Genomic DNA, 21,043 nt, shown 5'->3' with positions numbered 1-21,043 from the left:
ATGCACGACGGAATGCGGGAGTTGTATCCGTTCCTCTACGAGCGGCAGGCCGATGCCGACACCGTGGTCGCCGAGGCGGCCGGTGCCGTCCGGGACAAGGCCGCCGAGATCACCGCACTCCGGCGGGAGATCGCGCGCGGCTGTGCGCCGCGGATCGCCGCGTGCGCCGAAGCCATGGCGGAGCGGCTCGCGGCCGGGGGACGTCTGTTCGTCTTCGGCAACGGCGGAAGCAGTACCGACGCCCAGGGCCTCGCCACCGTGTTCCTGCATCCGCCGGCCGGCTTCCGGGTCCTGCCCGCGCTGTCACTGACCAGCGACGCGGCCGTCGTGACCGCGCTGTCCAACGACGTCGGTTTCGAGGCCGTCTTCGCGCGCCAGCTGGCGGCCCTGGGACGGCCGGGAGACATCGCCGTGGGGCTGTCGACCAGCGGGGGTTCCCCGAACGTGGCGGCGGCCCTGAAGGTGGCGGCCGGGCGCGGCCTGCTCACCGTCGGCATGGCGGGCCACCACGGCGGACTGCTGGCCGAACTCGACGCCCTCGACCATCTCTTCGTCGTCCCGTCCGCTTCGGTCCACCGCATCCAGGAGGCGCAGACGACCGTGTACCACACCCTGTGGGAGCTGACTCAGCTGAGGCTGCGCGCGGCACGGCCGGCGTGCGGTGACGCACGATGAGCCGTCCTGCCGCGACCGCCGGGGAATCCCCGGACACCGACGACCTCGTGGTCCACCTGCTGTGGATCAACGCCGGGCTCAGCTGCGACGGCGACTCGGTCGCGCTCACGGCGGCCACCCAGCCGAGCATCGAGGAGATCGCGCTGGGTGCCCTGCCGGGACTGCCGAAGGTCGCCCTGCACTGGCCGCTGCTGGACTACGAGTGCGGACCGGACGGCGGTGCCGACGCCTTCATCGACTGGTTCCACCGGGCCGGCCGCGGCGAGCTGGAGCCGTTCATCCTGGTCGTCGAGGGCTCCGTACCGAACGAGGCGATCAAGCGGGAGGGGTACTGGAGCGGGTTCGGCATCGACCCGGCGACAGGCCAGCCCATCACCGTGTGCGAGTGGCTGGACCGGCTGGCGCCCAAGGCCACCGTGGTGCTCGCGGCGGGTACCTGCGCCGCGTACGGCGGCGTCCACGCGATGGCCGGCAATCCGACCGGCGCCATGGGGGTGCCCGACTATCTGGGCTGGGAGTGGCGGTCGAAGGCGGACGTCCCGATCGTGTGCGTGCCGGGCTGCCCGGTCCAGCCCGACAACCTCTCCGAGACCATCGTCCATCTGCTCTACCAGATCGCCGGCCAGGCCCCCGTGATCCCGCTGGACGAGAACCTCCGTCCCACCTGGCTGTTCGACCGGACCGTGCACGAGGGCTGCAGTCTGGCCGGCTACTACGAGCAGGGTGACTTCAGTGCCGCGTTCGGTCAGGACAGATGCCTGGTCAAGATCGGCTGCTGGGGCCCCGCGGTGAAGTGCAACGTGCCCAGACGCGGCTGGATCAACGGAGTCGGCGGCTGCCCCAATGTCGGGGGCATCTGCATCGCGTGCACCATGCCCGGCTTCCCCGACCGGTTCATGCCCTTCATGGACCAGCCGTCCGGCCTGCACACCCCGGCAACGGACGAGGGGCTGTACGGGATCCTCATCCGCACCCTCCGCGGCCTGACCCTGCACGACGTCGAGAAGGAACCGGAGTGGCGCCGCAGGGGCCACGAGCTGACCACGGGCTACGAGCCCCCCTGGGAAGGAAGGGACGGACATGGGTGACGGTCTGGTCGAGATGGCGTGGGACCCCATCACCCGCATCGTGGGGAGCCTGGGCATCCATACGAAGATCGACTTCGGGCGCGGCCGGGTGGCCGAGTGCTACAGCACCTCGTCGGTCTTCCGCGGCTACAGCGTCTTCATGCAGGGGAAGGACCCCCGGGACGCGCACTTCATCACCAGCCGCATCTGCGGCATCTGCGGGGACAACCACTCCACGTGCTCGGTGTACGCGCAGAACATGGCCTACGGTGTCCGGCCGCCGGCCCTGGGGGAGTGGATCCTCAACCTCGGCGAGGCCGCCGAGTACATGTTCGACCACAACCTCTTCCAGGAGAACCTGGTCGGCGTGGACTACTGCGAACGCATGGTCCGCGAGACGAACCCGGGTGTGTACGAACTCGCCGAACGCACCGAGGCCCCCCACGCGGCCGAGCACGGCCACCGGACCATCGCGTCCATCATGCGCTCGCTCAATCCGCTCCAGGGCGAGTTCTACCGGGAGGCGCTCCAGGTCAGCCGCTCCACGAGGGAGATGTTCTGCCTGATGGAGGGGCGGCATGTGCACCCGTCGACCGTGTATCCGGGCGGTGTCAGCACCGTCGCCACGGTGCAGCTGTTCACCGACTACCTCACCCGCCTGATGCGCTACGTCGAGTTCATGAAGAAGGTCGTGCCCCTGCACGACGACCTGTTCGACTTCATCTACCAGGCCATGCCCGGGTACGAGGAGGTCGGCCGGCGCAGGGTGCTGCTCGGCTGCTGGGGCGCCCTCAACGACCCCGCGCACTGCGACTTCCGCTACCCCACCATGGCGGACTGGGGGCGCAGGATGTTCGTGACCCCGGGCGTGGTGGTCGACGGCCGCCTGGTGACCAGCAACCTGGTGGACATCAACCTCGGCATCCGCATCCTGCTCGGCAGCTCCTTCTACCAGGACTGGGACGACGGGGAGCCGTTCGTCACCGAGGACCCGCTGGGCAACCCGGTCGACCAGCGGCACCCGTGGAACCAGCGCACGGTCCCGCGGCCGCAGAAGCGCGACTTCGCGGACAAGTACAGCTGGGTGATGTCCCCCCGGTGGTTCGACGGGACCGAGCACCTGGCGCTGGACACCGGCGGCGGCCCGCTGGCCCGGCTGTGGTCGACGGCACTGTCCGGTCTGGTCGACACCGGCCATCTCAAGGCCACGGGACACAGCGTCCTCATCCACCTGCCACGCACCGCCACCAAGCCCGAGGTCACCTTCGAGTGGAAGATCCCGGAGCACAACGGACAGCCGCTGAGCAACACCATCGAGCGCAACCGCGCCCGCACCTACTTCCAGGCGTACGCGGCCGCGGCGGCACTGCACTTCGCCGAACAGGCCCTGCTGGAGGTACGGGCCGGGCGGACCGAGACCTGGACGCCCTTCGACGTGCCCGACGAAGCCGTCAGCTGCGGATTCAGCGAGGCGGTCAGAGGCGGTCTCTCCCACCACATGGTGATCAGAGACGGCCTGATCGCCAACTACCACCCCTATCCGCCCACGCCGTGGAACGCCAGCGCGCGCGACGTCCACGGCACTCCGGGGCCCTACGAGGACGCGGTGCAGAACACACCGATCTTCGAGGAGAACCCGCCGGAGACCTTCAAAGGCATCGACATCATGCGCACCGTACGCAGCTTCGACCCGTGCATGCCCTGCGGCGTCCATATGCACCTCGGCGCGGGCCGGGTGCTGCAGAAGTCGCACTCGCCCACCGTCTACGGCGGCGGGAGCTGAACCAATGGACGCACTGCGGGAGACCGAAGCCCGAGTGGCACAGCTCGTCGCACAGCTCTCCGCGACGCCGCGGGTGGGTGAACGCGCCGAGGAACTCGTACGGCTGCTGATGCGGCTGTACGGGGCCGGTCTCGACCGGATCACCGGAATGCTGCCCCCCGACACGGTGGCACGGCTGGCCGCCGACGACCTCGTGGGCAGTCTGCTGATCCTCCACGATCTGCACCCGTGCTCCACCGCGGAGCGGATCGGGAAGGCCCTCGACCAGGCACGGCACCGACTGGCGATGCACGCGGCGGACCTCGAGCTGCTCGCTGTGGAGGCAGGCGACGAAGGGGATGTCGTACGGGTCCTGCTGCGCGGAGAGCGAAGCGGCTGCCCCTCCTCCTCCGTCGCCGCCGAGGAGGTGATCGAGCGCGCTGTCCTGACGGCGGCGCCCGAGATCGCCGCGGTCCGGGTGCAGCGCCCGCCCCGGGAGCCGGACCTGCTGCAGATCCTGCCCGGACCGCCGCGGGAGGATCCCGCGACGCCCCGCCGGGAGGCGCGGCGGTGACCGCGCGAGGCGGTCTGCGCCGGTACCTCGCACCGCCCGCCGACGGCAGCGGGCGCAGCGGGCGGACGGCGCGCTGCGAACTGTGTGACGCCGCCGTCGACGCCGGGCACGGCCACGCGGTGGACCTGGACGACCGGGGCCTGCTGTGCGTCTGCCGGGCGTGCCGGCTGCTGCTCGCCCGGCGAGGCGACAGGAGCGAGAGCACAGGCACGGCTCGCGGGCGGTACCGCACCGTTCCCGACCGGTACCACTTCGCTCCCGGACTACCTCTCACCACCGCACAGTGGGAGGAACTGCAGATCCCGGTCGGTATCTGCTTCCTCCTGCGCAACTCCCGTCTGGACCGTCTGGTGGCGTTCTTCCCCAGTCCCGCCGGGGCCACCGAGATGCCGCTGGCGGACGTCACCTGGCGACGGATCCTGGGGGCCGGACCGGACGTCGTCGCACCGGCCGACGACGTCGAGGCGCTGCTCCTGCGACGCCGGGGGACCGGTGTGGACTGCGCGCTGGTCCCCGTCGACGCCTGCTACCGGCTCGTGGGGAAGCTGCGGCTGCACTGGGCGGGGTTCGGCGGTGGCGCCCGGGTCCACAGCGAGCTGGACGCGTTCTTCGCGAGCCTGCGCGAGCGGGGCAGGCCTCCCTCCACGGAACTCCACGGAGAAGGAGACCGATGACCGGTGACAGTGGTGGCGCCTCGCCCGTCCGGCCGCCGACGGGGTTCGAGCGGGCCCGCGCCGTGGCGGACGCCGTCCTCTTCGAGGGATACGTCCTGTACCCCTACCGGGCGTCCGCGCCCAAGAACCGGCTGCGCTGGCAGTTCGGGGTGCTGGCCCCGCCGGGCGCGGACCCGTCGGAGACCTCCCACGCGCAGACCGAGTGCCTGCTCGTGTCGCGGAGCGCCGCGCCGGACGTCGTCGTGCGGGTCAGGTTCCTGCAGATCCAGCGGCGGTACGCACGCGCACCGGAGGAACGGCCCTGGGACGAGGGCGTGGTGCGGGAGATCGACGCGGGTGCGTCCCTCGTGCCCGGCGTCACCGTGACCGTTCCCTTCGAGGTTCCCGGAGGGGATGAGGAGGGGCGCCGTCGGTGGCAGCTGTCCGGCGTCCTGCGGATGCGTGCCGACCGCCTGCCGGGCCCGTACGACCTGCTCAAGGTACGGATCCGCGTGGAGAACCGCACCGTCGGCCCCGTGACGCCACGGCCGGAGATGCTGTGCCGCTCCCTCGTCGGCACGCACGCGCTCCTCGCGGCCGTCCAGGGACGCGTCCTCTCCCTGACCGATCCGCCGGCGTGGGCCGCGGCCGCGGCCACCGGATGCGACAACCAGCACGCCTGGCCGGTGCTGATCGACGACAGCACACTGCTGTCCGCACCGATCATCCTGGGCGACCGTCCGCGGATCGCTCCGGAGAGCCCCGTCGATCTGCACGACGGGACGGAGATCGACGAACTGCTGACGCTGCGCACGATGACCCTCACCGACGCGGAGAAGGACGAGGCCAGGAGGACCGATGAGCGAGCCGCGGCGATCATCGAGCACGCCGAGGCGGTCACGCCCGCCGTGCTGGAGCGGTTGCACGGCGTGCTGCGCGGTCCGCGCCGCCCGGAAGCCGACGCGGAGACCGACACAGGGACCGACACAGAGAGTGGGAGTCCCGCCACCGGTCGCCCCGTACGCCCGCCGGGCGATGCCGTGCGGGTGCCCGGCGGCTGGGCCGGTCCGGGTGCCCGGGTACGGCTGCGCCCCGGCGGGCGACGCGCCGACGCGCAGGACATGTTCCTGTGCGACCGCACCGCACGGGTGGCAGCGGTCCTCGAGGACGTCGACGGCGGAACGCACCTGGCCGTGACCCTGGACGACGACCCGGCCGCGGACCTGCATGAATCCGTCGGCCGTCACTGGTACTTCGCGCCCGACGAGGTGGAGCTGCTGTGAGGGTGATGGTCGCGGGCGTGGGCAACGTCCTCCGCCGGGACGACGGCTTCGGCGTGGAGGTCGCCCGGCGGCTGGCCGGGGTGCCGCTGCCGCGGGGGACGCGGGTGGCGGACTACGGCATCCGCGGCGTGCACCTCGCGTACGAACTGATGGCCGGCTATGACGGCCTGATCCTCGTCGACGCGATGCGGTGCGGAGGACCTCCGGGCACGGTGTGCGTCCTGGATCCCGAACGGCCCGACGGCACACGGGAGACCGCGGCGGTGGCCGCGGCGCCCATGGACGCGCACGACATGGGGCCCGAGGCAGTGCTCGCGCTCCTGGACCGGCTGGGCGTGCGCCTGCCGTGGGTGCTCGTCGTGGGCTGCGAACCCGCGGAGCTGGGCGAGGGGATGGGGCTCAGCGCCGCCGCTTCCGGAGCGGTGGAGGAGGCCGTGCGGCTCGTACGGCAACTGCTGGACGAGCGGGTGACAGAGGTGACGAAGGTGACAGAGGCGACGGAGAAGGGAACGGGGCACCGTGCATGAGGTCGGGTTGTGCGAAGAGATCCTCCGGGCGGTGGAACGCCGGGCGCGGGGACGCCGGGTCACCGGGGTCACGGTACGGATCGGAAGCCTGCACGCGGTGGTCGAAGGGGCCCTGACCCAGTCCTTCGAGCTGGTGGCGCGGGGCAGCGTCGCCGACGGCGCCGGCATCGAGCTCGTCACGGTGCCCGGCGACGAGTTCACCCTCCAGTCCATCACGCTCACGCGGCAGGCAGCGGACCAGGGAGCGGCAGACCAGGGAGCGGCGGATGTGCCTCGGCATCCCGGGTGAGGTCGTCGAACTCCTCACCGACCAGCCGGACCTGGCCCAGGTCGAGGTGAGCGGCGTGCGCCGGGCCATCAATATCGCGCTGCTCGAAGAGGAGGGCGTCGCGCCCGGCGACTGGATCCTCATCCATGTCGGGTTCGCCCTGTCCAAGATCGACGAAGCGGAGGCGCGGGCCGCCATGGAGTTCCTCGAGCAGATGGGCGCCGCCTACGACGACGAGATCGACGCACTGAAGGAGTCGGGAGACGGCTGATGCGCTATGTCGACGAGTACCGGGACGCCGGCAAGGCCCGCGCCCTCGCCGCCAGAATCGCCGAACTGTGCGATCCGGGCCGCACGTACACCTTCATGGAGGTGTGCGGCGGGCACACGCACACCATCTACAAGCACGGCATCGAGGACCATCTCCCGGACAACGTCCGCCTCGTGCACGGGCCGGGCTGTCCCGTCTGCGTGATCCCGATGGGCCGGGTCGACGACGCCCTTCACATCGCCGGGCAGCCGGACGTCATCATGACCTCGTTCGGGGACATGATGCGGGTCCCCGGGGGCAGCGCCTCGTTCCTCGACGCCAAGGCCGCGGGCGCGGACATCCGCATGGTCTACTCGCCGCTCGACGCGCTGAAGATCGCCCGGCGGAATCCCGGACGGCGGGTGGTCTTCATGGCCATCGGCTTCGAGACCACCACGCCCTCGACCGCGATGACCGTGCTGCGTGCCGCGGACGAAGGACTCGACAACTTCTCGGTCTTCTGCAACCACGTCACGATCATCCCGGCGATCAAGGCGATCCTCGACTCGCCCGATCTGCGTCTGGACGGGTTCATCGGCCCCGGCCACGTGTCCACGGTCATCGGCTGCCGGCCGTACGAGTTCATCGCGGCCGAGTACGGCCGACCGCTGGTCGTCGCCGGGTTCGAGCCCCTGGACATCCTTCAGTCGATCCATCTGCTCCTGACCCAGCTCGCGGAGAACCGCGTGGCCGTGGAGAACCAGTACGGCAGGGTCGTGCCCTGGGACGGCAACGGCAAGGCGCTGCGGGTCCTGAGCCAGGTGATGGAGGTGCGCCCGCACTTCGAGTGGCGCGGCCTCGGCTTCATCTCCCATTCCGCGCTGCGGCTGAGGGAGGCGTACGCCGCGTACGACGCGGAGCGGCTCTTCGACCTCCCGGGGGTCCGGGTCGCCGACCCGAAGTCGTGTCAGTGCGGCGAGGTGCTCAAGGGCGTGCTCAAGCCGTGGCAGTGCAAGGTCTTCGGTACCGCGTGCACTCCCGAGACACCGATCGGCACCTGCATGGTCTCCTCCGAGGGAGCGTGCGCGGCGTACTACAACTTCGGCCGGTTCGACCGGGCCGGGGTGCGGGAGGCGATCCGGTCATGACCACGGGACGCAAGGCGCCGCGGCCCGCACCCGGCGAGGAAGAGGTGCTGCGGCGCATCGAACGGGCACACCGTCGCAAGCCCCGGATGCGCGACGAGCGCATCACGCTCGCGCACGGCGCGGGCGGCAAGGCCACGCAGACGCTGATCGAGGCCGTCTTCCTCACGGCCTTCCACAACCCGGTGCTGGCACGTCTGGAGGACCAGGCGGTGCTCACGGTGGGAACGGCTCAACTGGCCTTCACCACCGACTCCTACGTGGTCTCCCCGCTCTTCTTCCCCGGTGGCGACATCGGTGACCTCGCCGTGAACGGGACGGTGAACGACCTGGCCATGGCCGGGGCGCGCCCGCTCCACCTCTCGGCCGGCTTCATCCTCGAAGAGGGGTTCCCGGTCGCGGACCTGACCCGCATCGCCGCCTCCATGGCCGAGGCGGCCGCCGCGGCGGAGGTCGACATCGTCACGGGCGACACCAAGGTCGTGGAGCGCGGCAAGGCCGACGGCTGCTACATCACCACCGCCGGAGTGGGCGTGGTGGAACACGGGTTCGCGCTCGGTGTCGGGCTGGCACGGCCCGGTGACGCCGTCCTGGTCTCCGGGCCGATCGGCGAACACGGCACCACCGTCCTGCTGGCCCGGGGCGACCTGGACATCGCAAGCGAACTCACGTCGGACACAGCGCCGTTGGCGGGCCTGGTGGCGGCGCTGCTCGACGCCTGCGGCGGCGGTGTACGGTGCCTGCGCGACGCCACCCGCGGCGGCGTGGCCACGGTGCTCAACGAGATCGCGCGCGCCTCCGAGGTCGCGGTCGTTCTCGACGAGGCCGCCGTACCGGTCCGGCCCGAGGTACGGGGGGCCGCGGAGCTGCTCGGCATCGATCCGCTCTACATCGCCTGCGAGGGCAGGATGGTCGCCGTAGTGGACGCCGCCGACGCCGAGGCGGCACTGGGCGCGTTGCGCGCGCACCCGCTCGGCGAACAGGCCGCGGTCATCGGCCATGTGGGCGCAGAACCGGCCCCGCTGGTGCTGTGCAGGACCGGGTTCGGCGGTACCCGCATCGTCGATGTGCTCATCGGCGACCCGCTGCCGCGTATCTGCTGAGGACCGGCCCGGGGATGGTGGTCAGGAAGACGCCGGCCCGAGGGCGCCCGCGGCGTCGAGCGCGGCGGCGACCGCGACCTGGCCCAGGCTGATGCCGCCGTCGTTCGGCGGCACCCGGCGGTGTGTGAGCACCTCGAAGCCGTGCCGTCGGAGCGCCGGAACGGTGCGGTCGACGAGCAGCGCGTTCTGGAAGACCCCACCGGAGAGGGCGACGACGGTGATACCGGTGGTCTCGCCCAGCCGGCGACTGACCTCGACGATGACATGGGCGAGGCTGTTGTGGAATCGGGCGGCGATGGTTCCCGCAGCAGTTCCCGCGCGCAGGTCGTCGACCACCGAACGGACCAGATCGGCGCCGTCGATCCGATCGCCGTCGATCCGGCCGCCGTCGATCCGTACGGAGTAGGCGTCCCGCACCGACGGGTCGGCGCACTGCTCCAGCTCGGCCGCCGCCTGCCCCTCGTGGTCCACGGTGTCGCGGATCCCCAGGATCGCGGCGACCGCGTCGAACAGCCGGCCCACACTGGAGGTGAGGGGCGAGTTCACCCCGGACCGGGCCACCGCCCGCACCTTCTCCCAGCGGTCACCGTGCCGGCGGCGTACGGGCAGACCGTCCTCGCGTCCGCCGTACTCCTCCCCGCACGCGTCCAGGTACGCGACGGCCATCCGCCACGGCTCCCTGATCGCGGCCGTCCCCCCGGGCAGCGGAACGGGAACGAAGTGGGCCGCGCGGCGGAAGCCGCACAGATCGGCGACCAGGAACTCACCGCCCCACAGCGTGCCGTCGGTGCCGTACCCCAGCCCGTCGAAGGCCACGCCGACGACCGGTCCGCGCATCCCGTTGTCGACCAGGCAGGAGGCGATGTGCGCGTGATGGTGCTGTACGCCGACCAACTCCGCACCGGTCTCCTCGGCGAGGTCGTACGCGTACTTCGAGGACAGGTACTCCGGATGCGGATCGTGGGCGATCAGCGCGGGCTCGATGCCGAAGAGCCGCCGGAAGTGGGCGACACCCTCGACGAACGACCGCAACGTCTCATGGTTCTCCAGATCCCCCAGATGCGGGGACAGCACGGCGGTGCGGTCCCCGGCGAGGCAGAAGGTGTTCTTCAGCTCCGCTCCGCAGCCCAGGACCGGGCGCGGCGCGGGTTCGGTGAGGGACAGCGGCTCAGGCGCATAGCCGCGCGCACGGCGCACGGGGATGGTCCGGCCCCCGCGCACGCGGACGACGGAGTCGTCGGTACGCGCATGGATCGGCCGGTCATGGGTGAGGAACGCGTCGGCGACCCCGGTGAGGCGCGCGAAGGCATCGTCATCGCGGAAAGCGAGGGGCTCGTCGCTCACGTTCCCACTGGTCAGGACGTACGGTCCGGTCAGCTCGGCGGACAGCAGCCGGTGCAGTGGGGTGTACGGGAGCAACAGCCCGAGATCGCGGCGGCCCGGGGCCACCGCCGCCGCGAGAGGAGCTTCCCCGGCTTCCTCCCGGCGGGGCAGCAGCACGATGGGACGGCGTACGCCCGTGAGCAGCTCCCGGCCGGCCGGGTCGACCTCGCACAGGCGCTCCGCCGCGGGCAGGTCGGGCACCATGACCGCGAAGGGCTTGCCGGCGCGGTGCTTGCGGGAGCGCAGCGCGCGGACGGCCGTCTCGTTCCCGGCGTCCACCGCGAGGTGGTATCCGCCGAGTCCCTTGACGGCGAGGATCCGGCCGGCACGCAGCAGATCGGCGGCCCCCGCCAGCGGGTCCCCGTGGAGCGCGGCGCCGGAGGAGTCGACGAGCCGAAGAGCCGGGCCACAGGCCGGACAGCACAGCGGCTGCGCGTGGAAACGCCGGTCGGACGGATCGTGGTATTCGTCCGCGCAGGCGGGGCACATCGTGAACTCCGCCATCGTCGTCCGGATCCGGTCGTAGGGCGTGCCCCGGACGACCGTGAAGCGCGGTCCGCAGTTGGTGCAGTTGATGAAGGGGTACCGAAAGCGACGGTCGGCCGGTGCGAAGAGCTCACGCGTGCAGTCGGCACAGGTGGCGATGTCCGGGCAGACCAGGGCCCCGCGCCCGCCCGCCACCCCCTCACCACCGGTACCGCACGCAGGGTCGCCGTCGACGGTGCCGCGACTGGCGGCAATGGTGAATCCGGCGTAGGGAAGCCCCTCCACGGGCACGGGCTCCGCGCTGACGCGCTCGATCACGGCCAGCGGCGGAGCCTCCTCCTCCAGCGTCCGCCGGAACCGCCGCACGGCATCCGCGGCACCCTCCACCTCGATGAGGACTCCGGCGTCGTCGTTGGCGACCAGACCGGAGAGCGCGTACCGACCGGCGGCCGCATGGACGAAGGGCCGGAACCCGACCCCTTGCACGATGCCTTCGACACGGAATCTGACCCGTGAGCGCTCGCTGTCCATGCCGCCCATCGTGGTACGCGGTCAGCCGTCGCACGGGCCATGTGCGCATTTCTCGAGAAGTATCACCAGTACTGCAACACCACCGATCCTTGGCGGACGGTGCGTACCGTATGCCGACCGAAGCGGCCTCCAACGCCTGCGCTCAGGAACGGCCAGTACCTTCGTGGTGAAGCCGAAGCCCCGGGCAGAGGCCGGCCGGCGTCGCACAAGCACACGGGCACCGATGCACTGCCATGACAGAAGCGCGCAGCACATTGGCCCGGATCGGTCAGTTCCGGTCCGCACCGCCAGATTTCGCCTCCCACAGGGCACAGGCCAGCAACTTCGGTACATCGCATCCGCATTGACCGGCAGCGCTGACACACTGCACTCAGCTCATCGGGGCTCCGCTCGATGTCTCCGGTTTGCATCCCTCAGGGAATGGAACGCCGTTGTGATGGTAGATCACCGCCACGCCTCCCTCAGCCTCCCGAGCGACTCCGCGTCGGTCCGCGGAGCGCGTACGTATGTCGCGGACGTGCTGTCCGAGTGGGGCCTGCCGGACGACGCCGAGACCATCCACGGCGTGCAGCTGATCGTCTCCGAACTCGCCTCCAACGCCGTGCAGCACACCTGTGGCCGGTCGCCCACCTTCACCGTGCACCTGCGGCTCGACGAGGACAGAGAGCTGCACATCGGCGTGACCGACAGCCATCCGCGCTGGCCGCAGCGGCTCCCCGCCGCCGTACAGCAGGACAACGGCCGCGGCATGCTCATCGTCCGCACGCTGACCGCGGAGTTCGCCGGCTCCGTGTCCGTCGTCCCCACCGAGGAAGGCGGCAAGACCGTGCGGGTCACTTTCCCCTGGCCCGCCCTGCCGCCCGACGAGTAACCACTCCTCGCCTCCCCTTCTCGCTCAACCACCCCGCTCCGGCGAGGAACACCGCACAGCGCTGGGCAGGGATCGAAACGCCCGGTGACTGCTCGCCGCGGCCTGGCGACGAACGGCAGGTGGCTCCCGTACAGGTGTCACCTGACGGTCCGCTCGGAGGCGCCTCGATCTGCACAACAGGGCCAGCCACGCGAAGATCCGCGTCGTGAACAGGTAGATCATGCGTGTCAGCACGGTCCTGATCCCGCCGGGTCGGCGTGTTGCCTCAGGTCAGCAGGGGTGAAGTGATGATGTGGCACTGCGGGGACGTTCGACGGCGGCCTGGAAGTCCTCGGGTTCCACGGGATCCGGCGCCGCGACGGGGGCGGTGACCTGCTCGAGGACGTCGTCGTACGCCTTGCCGTCATACAGCGCCAGCAGCACTTCACCGGTGAGCTGGACTCGACCGGCGCGAGACTCATCCGGGAGGGCCGCATGGTGCTGCCCTCGGCGCGGGCGGTACTCGCACTGATCGACAGTATGAAAGACGTCTGCACGCCGGCATGACCCGGCCGGCTCCGGCTCCGGCAGCGGGGGCCGGAGCCGGCCGGGCCATGCCGGTGTCATTCGGCCAGGCCGTTGCCCCACACCCAGGCGGCGATACCCACCCGGTTACGGACGTCCAGCTTCCGCTGGACGTTGGCGATGTGCGTCTTGGCCGTACCGGCCGAGATGAACAGCTCCGCGCCGATCTCCGCGTTCGTCAGCCCCTTGGCGACCAGCCGGGCGATCTCCGTCTCCCGCTCCGTCAGCGCCTCCAGCGGCTGCGCGGCCCTGGGCCGTCGCGCGCCCTGCACATGCTGCAGCAGGCTCACCGTCAGCGAGGGGCTGATGAGGGTGTCACCGGCCATCGCGGCGCGCACGGCCTCCACCAGGAGCGTGGGCCCGGACCGCTTCAGCAGGAACCCGCAGGCGCCGTTGTGCAGCGCGGTGTGCACGTACTCGTCCAGGCCGAACGTCGTCACCACCACCACGCGTACCGGGTGAGCGGCCTCGGGCCCGGCCAGCAGCCGGGTCACCTCCAGACCGTCCATGCGCGGCATACGGATGTCGGCGAGCACCACATCCGGCTTCAGCTGCTCGGCCAGCTCCACGGCCTGCCGTCCGTCCTCGGCCTCCCCGACGACCTCCATGTCCGGCTGTGAGTCCAGGATCAGGCGGAATCCGATGCGCACCGACTCCTGGTCGTCGGCGAGAAGAATGCGAATGGTCACGGGCAGCACCGTAGTTGCACGGTGCACCGGCCAGCCACCGCACCGTATTCGAAGATCCTCTGCGGACTGGGTCCCGGATCCGGCCACTGACAGGATCGCAACGGCCGTGGCCGAGCGCCGTCGCGCGCTGCCTGCCCATTCCTGACGCGTTTCTCCCACCTTTGGAGCGGTGATTGAGCATGGCTCACACCAACCTCCGGTTCGACCGGGCAGCCCAAGGGCATCGGGATCACCCACGCCAACGTGGTCGCGCTGGCCGCCGACACCCGCTGGCGAGACGGCCACGAGCCGGTGCTGATGCACTCGCCGCACGCCTTCGACGCCTCGACGTACGAGATCTGGGGACCCTGCTGGGGGGCGGACAGCTGATCGTGGCGCTGCTTGGGCAGCCTGACGCGGCCGCGCTGCACAGGCTCGCCGGGCGGGAGCGGCCGACCGCGGCCTTCATGACCACGGCGCTGTTCAACCTGCTCGCCGAGGAGGACCCGGCCTGCTTCGCCCCGCTCCGCGAGATCTGGACCGGCGGTGAGCAGGTGTCCCCGGCCGCCTTCCAGCGCGTCCTGGACGCCTGCCCCGACACCGCGGTGGTGCATGTGTACGGCCCGACCGAGACCACGGTGTTCGCCACCTGCCTGCCGCTGCGGGCCCCGTACCGCATCGCGCGCGGCGTCCCGATCGGCCGGCCGATGGACAACGTGCGGGCCCATGTCCTGGACGACCGGCTGCGGCCCGTCCCGGTCGGTGTGGCGGGCGAGCTGTACCTGTCCGGCGCCGGTACGGCCCGCGGCTACGTGGACCGCCCGGCCATGACCGCCGAACGCTTCGTCGCCGACCCGTTCGGACCGTCCGGCCGGCGGATGTACCGCACCGGTGACGTGGTGCGCTGGGACGCCGAGGGACGGATCGAGTTCGTCGGGCGTGCCGACCACCAGGTGAGGATCCGCGGCCTGCGCATCGAGCTCGGTGAGATCGGGACCGTCCCGCAGGACCAGCCGCAGATCTCCCGCAGCCTGGTGACGGTCCGCGAGGACCGGCCCGGGAGCAAGCAGCTGGTGGCGTACGTCGTGCCGGTGCCCGGCACGGACACCGCGGGCCTGCGCGAGCAGATGGCGCGACGGCTGCCGGACTACACGGTCCCGGTCGACTGCGAGCACCGGCAGCTGCTTCAGGCCGGTCCCGTCGCCGAGATCGGCCGGGTCCTGAACGACCGGCTCGGCGGGCGCTGACACCACCCCGCACCACCGGGCCCGGCTCCTCGCGCACCACCGGAGCCGAACCCGCGCCCTGCCGGCGCCACCTGAGAGGCACCGCGGGGATCTGCCGATCGGCAGATGTGGCGGCGGACCGCCGCGGGCCATGCTGAACACGCAACGACCGAAGGAGAGGCAGGCGCCATGACACGGGTGGAGAACGCGCCCTTACTGCAAGCGGTCCGCGCCGAGGACCGGGCGCACCGGCGGCACGAGCGGACGGGCCTGATCGGCTGGGCGGCCGTGGCCGTGCTGACGGCGTACGGGCTGGCCCAGGTGTACTGGGCCCTGGGCGGTTCGGGCTTCCCGTTCGGTGCCGACGACGCCAACCCGGAGTATTCGGCCTTCGAGCACATCGGGCGGGCCCAGCTCGCGCCCTGGCTGGCGGCGGGATTCCTGCTGAGCGCCGTGGTGGCCGTGCTGCTGGCGCTGCCGGGCCGGCACCGCGTCCCGACTCCGGTCCTGCTCGGGGCGACGGGGCTGTCCGTCGCCGGAGTCCTCGGGGCGATCGCGGACTTCCGTATCCTCGGCAATCTGGCCTACGTCTTCATGCTGAAGTTCAGCGCCATCAACTGGACGGTGATCAACCAGGTGTTCGCGGTCGTCGCCGTCGGCCTCATGGCGATGTCCGCGGTCACCTACCAGCGGCGCACCACCGGAGCCTGTGTCGCCTGCGGGCGGAACGACTCGGGGGCCGGCTGGACGTCGCCGCGGTCCGCCGCCCGCTGGGGGAGGCGTGCCGCCTACACCGCGGTCGCCGTGCCCCTCGTGTACGCCAGCACGCGGTGGGCCTGGGCCGTGGGCTATCCGCTCGGGCTCTCCGACGAGATGTGGGAGGAGGGCAAGGAGGACAACCTGTGGCTGTTCGGCGCCGCCCTCGCCACGATGGGCGCCCTCGGCTCCCTGCTCACCCTGGGCCTGGTGCAGCGCTGGGGCGAGGTGTTCCCGCGCTGGATCCCCGGACTGCGGGGGAGGCGGGTGCCGCCGGCCCTGGCGATCGTGCCCGCCTCCCTGGTCGCCGTCATGGTCACCACCGCCGGGATCATGTACATCCGGCTGCACTTCCAGGGTGCCTTCGACAACCCGGCGGAGAACTGGGGGGCCACCGTCCCCGAGACCATCTGGCCGGTGTGGGGCGTGGCCCTCGCGGCGGCCACGCTCGCCTACTACTTCCGGCGGCGCGGCGCCTGTAAACGCTGTGGGCGGGGTGCGGGCGGTACCGCGGCGGAGCCGGAGCCGCGACGCGCATCGAATTCGTCGATGAGCGCTTGAGAGCCCGCAGCGCGCCGGATTCAATGAGATGAACCCGCAGTGAGGAACGACCGCACTCCCGATTCCGCCCTTCGTTCCTTTCCCTTCCGTACCCGCTGATTCCCGAGACCGGCGGCTCCGAGCCCGTGTTCCCCCGCCGCGCCCGGAGCCGCCCTTTCGTGTCTCCATGCCTGTGCGCCGGCGGAATTCCCCGATATCTGCTGAACGGCGGATGTGCCGACGGGGCCCCGGCGGCAGCCTTGTTCCCACGTCGAGAGGAACCGCCCCGGCAGGGAGCGGGGAGCGGTGAGAGAAGGACAACCGTCATGGCCGACACAGCCGTCGAAGAACCGGACAGCCTGGAGGCGTGGAGGACCTCCACGCCTTCCGCGCCCCGTCGCCGCTGGTGGCACCGGTGGCCGGACTGGTCGGGCCGCCTGGTCGTGGTGTGGTCCGTCCTGTACGGCCTCGCGGGCCTGTACTGGGCCCTGGGCGGGGAGGGGTACCCCTTCGCCAGGGCCGTGGAGGACCGCTCGGCCTCGTCGATCCTCGAGCCGAGCAGTGCCGCGGTCGTCGCCCCCGTGATGGCAGCGTTCGGCGCGGTGGGCGCGGTCGTCGGGACGCTGATGGTGCGCGAACGGGGCGCCGGCCGCACCCGCCGGGCGCTGCTGGTGTTCGGCTGGACGGCCGACGGCCTGCTCACCTTCCTGATCCCCGACTACTCGCTGCTCGGACTGCTGGTGTTCTCGCCGGTGCTGCCGGTGTTCGTCTTCGCCGGGGTCCCCGGCCCGCAGGACTTCGGCGACATCCTGTACTGGCACCGCATCAACCTGATCGTCGTCTTCGTCGGCGGGCTGCTGTGGATCGCCGCCACGCTGGCCTACCAGCGGCGTACCGGCGGCAGCTGTGTGCGCTGCGGGCGTGGCGAGCGGGCGGCGGCGTCGTGGACCGGCCCGGCGGCCGCCCTGCGCCGGAGCCGCTGGGCGGTGTCCGGGCATCCCTGCCTAGCGTCGTCGGAATGGTTCAGTGCCATGTACACGCTATACAAGGAGGGCTCGGAGAGCGTGAGCCCGGCGAGGTCCACGCCCGCCTCGTCGGTGGCCCGGACGACATGGGCCACCGCGGTGGAGTCCTGGACGGGCATCGTCAGCACCAGACCGTCGTCCTCGTGCGCGGGCGCGAGACCGGCTCGGCGCAGCGCCGCCACCGCCCGCTCCCGGTCGTCGGCGCCGCGTACGGTGACCGACACCGAGCGGTGCCCGATCCGGCTCTTGAGCTCGTCGGCGGTGCCCGACGCCACGACCCGGCCGGCCGACAGCACCGTGACCGAGTCGGCGAGGACGTCGGCCTCCTCGAGGTACTGGGTGGTCAGCAGCACGGTGGTGCCCTGCCGGACCAGGCGCTGGACGACGTCCCACAGGGCCCGGCGGGCGGAGGGGTCGAGCCCCTTGGTGGGCTCGTCCAGGAAAATCACGTCGGGGTCCCCGACCGGGCTCGCCGCCAGGTCCAGGCGCCTGCGCATGCCGCCGTTCTTCGCGGCGCGATGGGCGGCGTCCGTGAGGGAGAACAGCTTCAGAAGCTCCTCCGCGCCCGAGCACCGTGCCGTGCGGCATGGTGAGGCCGATCCCGTCGAGCGCCTTGGTGGAGCCGAACGCCTTCGACACGTCGGTCAGTTCGATCATCGGGGTGCCCATGGAATGCCCTTCGCTCGATCCCGGAAGTCCGCTGCCGGTCTTCGGGCGTTTTCAGAGATGACCGAAAGGGGCCCCACCCATGGGCCGTCACCTACAGATGTACGGGAACCGCGCCGCGGCAATTCCTGGAGTGCGGATCAGAATCGTCGGATCAGAATCGTTGAAATGGAATTGCGGAATGCGCGGAGACCGCGGTCCGCGAAGCGCACCGGGCACGAAGGGAAGACGGGGAGAAAAAGCGGGTCGGGGAGACCGGCCGCCGCGGGCCGGTGGCGGAGTCAGCCCAGGGGCAGAACGGCGGTGACCCGCCAGCCGCCGTCGCCGTGACCGCCGTACTCCAGGCTGCCGCCCAGCGCACCGGCCCGCTCGGCGAGCCCGGCGAGCCCCGTACCCCCGCCGCGCCGTCCCCCGTCACCGAGCAGACCGCCGGTCTCGGTGATCGACGGGGGGCTGTTGGTCACCGACACGGTAAGCACCGGATCCGGGGCTGTGGGGCCGGGCCGCACCGACACCGACACCAGCGGCGTGGCCGCGGCGTGGCGGCGGATGTTCGTCAGCGCCTCGACCACGACCCGGTGCGCGGTGCTGGCCACTTCGCGCGGCACCCGCTCGACGTGGTCCGGCGTCAGGTCCAGGTCCAGACGCACCTCGGCCCGGCCGGCGTCCCGGAACCGGTCGACGACGTCGGCGATGTCCGGCAGCCCGTACGCCCGCGTCTTGCCCTCGCCGGCCGCCGGGACCGCGGTACCGGCGTCGTCGTCGAGCATCTGAACGGTACGGTCCATCGAACCGAGGGCCTGCAGACCGGCGGACTCGATCTGGCTCAGGAGCGGCAGCACCTTCTCCGGGTGGTCACCGCCGACCACCTGGGCGGCCTGTGCCAGCACCACGATGGCGGACACATCGTGGGCGACGAAGTCATGCAGGTCCCGGGCGAGCTGGAGGCGTTGATGACGGCGCGCCTCCTGCACCGAGCGCAGCCGGCGCCCCTCCAGTGCGCGCAGATAGCCGCCGACGGCGCCCGCGGCGACGGCTCCCAGGGCGAAGAACGCGCTCTGTGCGGCGGTCTCCAGCAGCGTCGGCGGTACCTGGAGACGCAGGATCACAACAGACGCCAGGACGCCCAGCACACCGCACAGCACGGCGGCGGCCCGGGCGGCGGCGTACCGGGCGACCAGGCAGACCAGCAGTACCGTGGCCCCGATCTCCAGCAGCGTCACGAGGCCCGTCGACTGCCGTTGCACCGGAGGGTCGCCGAGCACCGTGCCCAGCGCGGAAGCGGCCGCCACCACCACGGCCGTCGGCACGATCGGCACCCGGTCGCGCCAGCCGGTCACGGCCAGCGCCCCGAGCACCGCGATCGTCATGGGGACGACCGCGCGCCAGCCCGCCACGGGGCCCGCGAGCAGGCCGCCCGCCACCGCCGCGGTCGCGAGTACCGCACAGACCGGCCGCAGGAGGCGGCCGCGAACGTGATTCCCGGATTGCGTGGCCATCGCGCCGATCCTAGTGACGGATCATCAACTGGACCTCTGTTCGGGCGACATGCGGGCCCGAGCGGAGCCGGAGCCGCGGTGGCGTGCCGTGGGTCGACGCCACCGATCCGGACCGTTCTGTCGCCGTGCCGCGCGCGAGTCCGTGGACGGCTGCCCCATCATCGGTTCCACCCGCCGTTCGGCCGGTCCACCGGGCCCGCCGCTTCCGGGCCGGTGCGCGGCACGGTGTCTTCTCCTGTCAGCGCGCTGAAGGGCGGACGCGCCGGCCGGCGCGCACATGGGACGGAACCACCTGGCGAATGACATCAAACTGCCGGTGGACCGGCCGGGACGAGTCCGAGCAGTTGCAGAGCGGACAGAGGCCGGCTTCCGCCTGATCGACCACCCCCCGGAGGGGCACACCGAGCGGGCCAGCCGGCTGCGTCGGCACCCGCTGGCCCAGGCCGCCAAGTGCATCGTCGTGCGCGTCGCGAGGGGCCGCCGCTCCAGGCGGTACGTGTTGGCGGTGGTGCCCGGCGACCGGCGCGTGAAGCCGCCACGAGCAGGCGGACGCGGGCGGGACGGCCCCACGCACCACCGCCGCCCCGGGCCACACCGCGGCCTGGGCGCAGATCAGCAGGACCGGTAGGAATCGGTCATCGGTTCGGTGCATGGCGGGTCAAGGCTATGGCGACGGGCAGGCGGCCCGTCTTTCGGCTGTGGGCTGATCCGGCTCTCTTACCTGGGACGCAGACGCGACGGTGCGGCCGGAAGGCGGACGGCTCGGCAGCGTTCTCTAACCCAGGTTCAACACGGCGATCATCCGGCAGTCCGAGGACCGCGCACTGCCCCGGCCATAGGCTCGATCACATCGAGGAAACGACCGGCCGCCGGTTCCACCAGCGGGTCTTTCGGTTCCGTCCCGCGTGTCGCTTCCCGCTTCCGTCCGCAGGTGCACGGCACCTGCCTTCACACGAGCACTCAGGGGGATGTCCCATGTCCATGTCCAAGCGCGTTCTCGTCCCGTCGCTCATCGGCGCTGCGGTCCTCGGCGGAGTGGCCGCCGGCAGTTTCGCCATGGCTTCGACCGCCACGGAACCCGCCCTGGAGAACGGCTCGGCCCGTTATGTCGCTCCGTCCGGCGGCAGCACGGGTACGTTCACCTTCACCGCGGACGTGAGCGACGACTCGGGCATCCGGGGTCTGAAGGCCCTGGTGTGGCCCGCGAGTTCGAAGCTCGATCCGACCGCGGCGGAGCTCCGGCACGCGGACAGCGCCACCTGCCGGAGCACCACGGCCGAGACGTCCCGCTGCACCTACACGCTGAAGGTCACGGCAGAGGAGGCGGCCGGGCTGGACCGGGGCACCTGGTACGTCTCGGCCCTGGTGACGGCCAAGGACGGGGACACGACGTTCGTGTCCCGCGCCGCCACCTTCGACGTCACGCGCTGACCCGCCACCGTGGCCGGGCGCCCGGCGAGGCGCCCGGCCACGGTACGCGAGCCGGCTCCCCGCCCGGAACCGAGGTCCGGCTCGGGGGAC

The 21,043-nt window shown here is 71.6% G+C and carries 19 protein-coding genes and 1 pseudogene; 15 read left to right on the top strand and 5 right to left on the bottom strand.

Features of this window, described 5'->3' with window-relative positions:
* The 11 genes from IE242_RS11330 to hypE are packed head-to-tail and all read left to right on the top strand — an operon-like array spanning position 1 to position 9,307.
* The gene (locus IE242_RS11330) at positions 1 to 675 is read left to right on the top strand and encodes a D-sedoheptulose-7-phosphate isomerase (protein ID WP_189857995.1); all 675 of its coding nucleotides are present in this window, start codon (positions 1 to 3) and stop codon (positions 673 to 675) included.
* Entirely contained in the window at positions 672 to 1,763 is a 1,092-nt protein-coding gene (locus IE242_RS11325; protein WP_189857993.1) for an NADH-quinone oxidoreductase subunit B family protein, read from the top strand. The genes IE242_RS11330 and IE242_RS11325 overlap by 4 nt, the downstream gene beginning before the upstream one ends.
* Entirely contained in the window at positions 1,756 to 3,525 is a 1,770-nt protein-coding gene (locus tag IE242_RS11320) for a nickel-dependent hydrogenase large subunit (RefSeq protein ID WP_189857991.1), read from the top strand. The genes IE242_RS11325 and IE242_RS11320 overlap by 8 nt, the downstream gene beginning before the upstream one ends.
* 4 nt (positions 3,526 to 3,529) lie before the next feature.
* Positions 3,530 to 4,078: a NifU family protein gene (locus tag IE242_RS11315; RefSeq protein ID WP_189857990.1), complete on the top strand. Its 549-nt coding sequence runs from the start codon at positions 3,530 to 3,532 to the stop codon at positions 4,076 to 4,078.
* Positions 4,075 to 4,752, top strand: coding sequence for a DUF5947 family protein (locus IE242_RS11310; RefSeq protein ID WP_229858781.1), 678 nt, complete (start codon positions 4,075 to 4,077; stop codon positions 4,750 to 4,752). The genes IE242_RS11315 and IE242_RS11310 overlap by 4 nt, the downstream gene beginning before the upstream one ends.
* The gene (locus tag IE242_RS11305) at positions 4,749 to 6,014 is read left to right on the top strand and encodes a hypothetical protein (protein WP_189857988.1); all 1,266 of its coding nucleotides are present in this window, start codon (positions 4,749 to 4,751) and stop codon (positions 6,012 to 6,014) included. The genes IE242_RS11310 and IE242_RS11305 overlap by 4 nt, the downstream gene beginning before the upstream one ends.
* A gap of 5 nt (positions 6,015 to 6,019) precedes the next feature.
* The gene (locus IE242_RS11300; protein ID WP_189858466.1) at positions 6,020 to 6,541 is read left to right on the top strand and encodes a hydrogenase maturation protease; all 522 of its coding nucleotides are present in this window, start codon (positions 6,020 to 6,022) and stop codon (positions 6,539 to 6,541) included.
* Positions 6,542 to 6,572: 31 nt separating this feature from the next.
* Entirely contained in the window at positions 6,573 to 6,830 is a 258-nt protein-coding gene (locus IE242_RS11295; RefSeq protein WP_189857986.1) for a hydrogenase maturation nickel metallochaperone HypA, read from the top strand.
* Positions 6,808 to 7,080, top strand: a complete 273-nt coding sequence (locus tag IE242_RS11290) for a HypC/HybG/HupF family hydrogenase formation chaperone (RefSeq protein ID WP_189219882.1) — start codon at positions 6,808 to 6,810, stop codon at positions 7,078 to 7,080. The genes IE242_RS11295 and IE242_RS11290 overlap by 23 nt, the downstream gene beginning before the upstream one ends.
* Positions 7,080 to 8,207, top strand: coding sequence for a hydrogenase formation protein HypD (gene hypD, locus IE242_RS11285; RefSeq protein ID WP_189857984.1), 1,128 nt, complete (start codon positions 7,080 to 7,082; stop codon positions 8,205 to 8,207). Before IE242_RS11290 ends, hypD begins: the two co-directional genes overlap by 1 nt.
* Positions 8,204 to 9,307: a hydrogenase expression/formation protein HypE gene (hypE, locus tag IE242_RS11280; RefSeq protein WP_189857982.1), complete on the top strand. Its 1,104-nt coding sequence runs from the start codon at positions 8,204 to 8,206 to the stop codon at positions 9,305 to 9,307. The genes hypD and hypE overlap by 4 nt, the downstream gene beginning before the upstream one ends.
* A 21-nt stretch (positions 9,308 to 9,328) precedes the next feature.
* Here hypE and hypF read toward each other — a convergent pair whose 3' ends face one another.
* Positions 9,329 to 11,707 (bottom strand): carbamoyltransferase HypF, encoded by a 2,379-nt coding sequence (hypF, locus tag IE242_RS11275; protein WP_229858779.1) that lies wholly within the window; start codon positions 11,705 to 11,707, stop codon positions 9,329 to 9,331.
* Positions 11,708 to 12,143: 436 nt separating this feature from the next.
* Here hypF and IE242_RS11270 point away from each other — a divergent pair, with 436 nt between their 5' ends.
* A complete protein-coding gene (locus IE242_RS11270) occupies positions 12,144 to 12,578 on the top strand; it encodes an ATP-binding protein (protein ID WP_189857978.1) in 435 nt (144 codons plus the stop codon).
* A gap of 270 nt (positions 12,579 to 12,848) precedes the next feature.
* Here the strand turns inward: IE242_RS11270 and IE242_RS37655 are convergent, their stop codons facing one another.
* Positions 12,849 to 13,001 (bottom strand): hypothetical protein, encoded by a 153-nt coding sequence (locus IE242_RS37655; RefSeq protein WP_229858777.1) that lies wholly within the window; start codon positions 12,999 to 13,001, stop codon positions 12,849 to 12,851.
* A gap of 179 nt (positions 13,002 to 13,180) precedes the next feature.
* Positions 13,181 to 13,831 (bottom strand): response regulator, encoded by a 651-nt coding sequence (locus IE242_RS11265; RefSeq protein WP_189857976.1) that lies wholly within the window; start codon positions 13,829 to 13,831, stop codon positions 13,181 to 13,183.
* A 222-nt stretch (positions 13,832 to 14,053) separates the two neighbouring features.
* Here IE242_RS11265 and IE242_RS11260 point away from each other — a divergent pair.
* Positions 14,054 to 15,057: pseudogene (locus tag IE242_RS11260) on the top strand (AMP-binding protein).
* A 168-nt stretch (positions 15,058 to 15,225) separates the two neighbouring features.
* A complete protein-coding gene (locus IE242_RS11255) occupies positions 15,226 to 16,353 on the top strand; it encodes a hypothetical protein (protein ID WP_229858773.1) in 1,128 nt (375 codons plus the stop codon).
* Positions 16,354 to 17,212: 859 nt separating this feature from the next.
* Here the strand turns inward: IE242_RS11255 and IE242_RS11250 are convergent.
* Entirely contained in the window at positions 17,213 to 17,854 is a 642-nt protein-coding gene (locus IE242_RS11250) for a DrrA family ABC transporter ATP-binding protein (protein ID WP_229858772.1), read from the bottom strand.
* 450 nt (positions 17,855 to 18,304) lie between these two features.
* A complete protein-coding gene (locus IE242_RS11245) occupies positions 18,305 to 19,522 on the bottom strand; it encodes a sensor histidine kinase (RefSeq protein ID WP_189857974.1) in 1,218 nt (405 codons plus the stop codon).
* A 981-nt stretch (positions 19,523 to 20,503) separates the two neighbouring features.
* Between IE242_RS11245 and IE242_RS11240 the strand changes: the two genes are divergently transcribed.
* Positions 20,504 to 20,953, top strand: a complete 450-nt coding sequence (locus IE242_RS11240) for a DUF5707 domain-containing protein (protein ID WP_189858464.1) — start codon at positions 20,504 to 20,506, stop codon at positions 20,951 to 20,953.
* The last annotated feature ends 90 nt before the right edge of the window (positions 20,954 to 21,043 follow it).

The sequence above is a fragment of the Streptomyces poonensis genome, assembly GCF_014650915.1.
Lineage (GTDB): Bacteria > Actinomycetota > Actinomycetes > Streptomycetales > Streptomycetaceae > Streptomyces > Streptomyces poonensis.
This window is presented reverse-complemented; position numbering and strand designations above follow the sequence as displayed.

Bases quoted from the DNA above. Each gene is read 5' to 3' on its own strand.
- IE242_RS11330 (WP_189857995.1), top strand. From the start codon at position 1: ATGCACGACGGAATGCGGGAGTTGTATCCGTTCCTCTACGAGCGGCAG.
- IE242_RS11325 (WP_189857993.1), top strand. From the start codon at position 672: ATGAGCCGTCCTGCCGCGACCGCCGGGGAATCCCCGGACACCGACGAC.
- IE242_RS11320 (WP_189857991.1), top strand. From the start codon at position 1,756: ATGGGTGACGGTCTGGTCGAGATGGCGTGGGACCCCATCACCCGCATC.
- IE242_RS11315 (WP_189857990.1), top strand. From the start codon at position 3,530: ATGGACGCACTGCGGGAGACCGAAGCCCGAGTGGCACAGCTCGTCGCA.
- IE242_RS11305 (WP_189857988.1), top strand. From the start codon at position 4,749: ATGACCGGTGACAGTGGTGGCGCCTCGCCCGTCCGGCCGCCGACGGGG.
- IE242_RS11300 (WP_189858466.1), top strand. From the start codon at position 6,020: ATGGTCGCGGGCGTGGGCAACGTCCTCCGCCGGGACGACGGCTTCGGC.
- IE242_RS11290 (WP_189219882.1), top strand. From the start codon at position 6,808: ATGTGCCTCGGCATCCCGGGTGAGGTCGTCGAACTCCTCACCGACCAG.
- hypD (WP_189857984.1), top strand. From the start codon at position 7,080: ATGCGCTATGTCGACGAGTACCGGGACGCCGGCAAGGCCCGCGCCCTC.
- hypE (WP_189857982.1), top strand. From the start codon at position 8,204: ATGACCACGGGACGCAAGGCGCCGCGGCCCGCACCCGGCGAGGAAGAG.
- hypF (WP_229858779.1), bottom strand. From the start codon at position 11,707: ATGGACAGCGAGCGCTCACGGGTCAGATTCCGTGTCGAAGGCATCGTG.
- IE242_RS11270 (WP_189857978.1), top strand. From the start codon at position 12,144: ATGGTAGATCACCGCCACGCCTCCCTCAGCCTCCCGAGCGACTCCGCG.
- IE242_RS11255 (WP_229858773.1), top strand. From the start codon at position 15,226: ATGACACGGGTGGAGAACGCGCCCTTACTGCAAGCGGTCCGCGCCGAG.
- IE242_RS11250 (WP_229858772.1), bottom strand. From the start codon at position 17,854: ATGCGCAGGCGCCTGGACCTGGCGGCGAGCCCGGTCGGGGACCCCGAC.
- IE242_RS11245 (WP_189857974.1), bottom strand. From the start codon at position 19,522: ATGGCCACGCAATCCGGGAATCACGTTCGCGGCCGCCTCCTGCGGCCG.
- IE242_RS11240 (WP_189858464.1), top strand. From the start codon at position 20,504: ATGTCCAAGCGCGTTCTCGTCCCGTCGCTCATCGGCGCTGCGGTCCTC.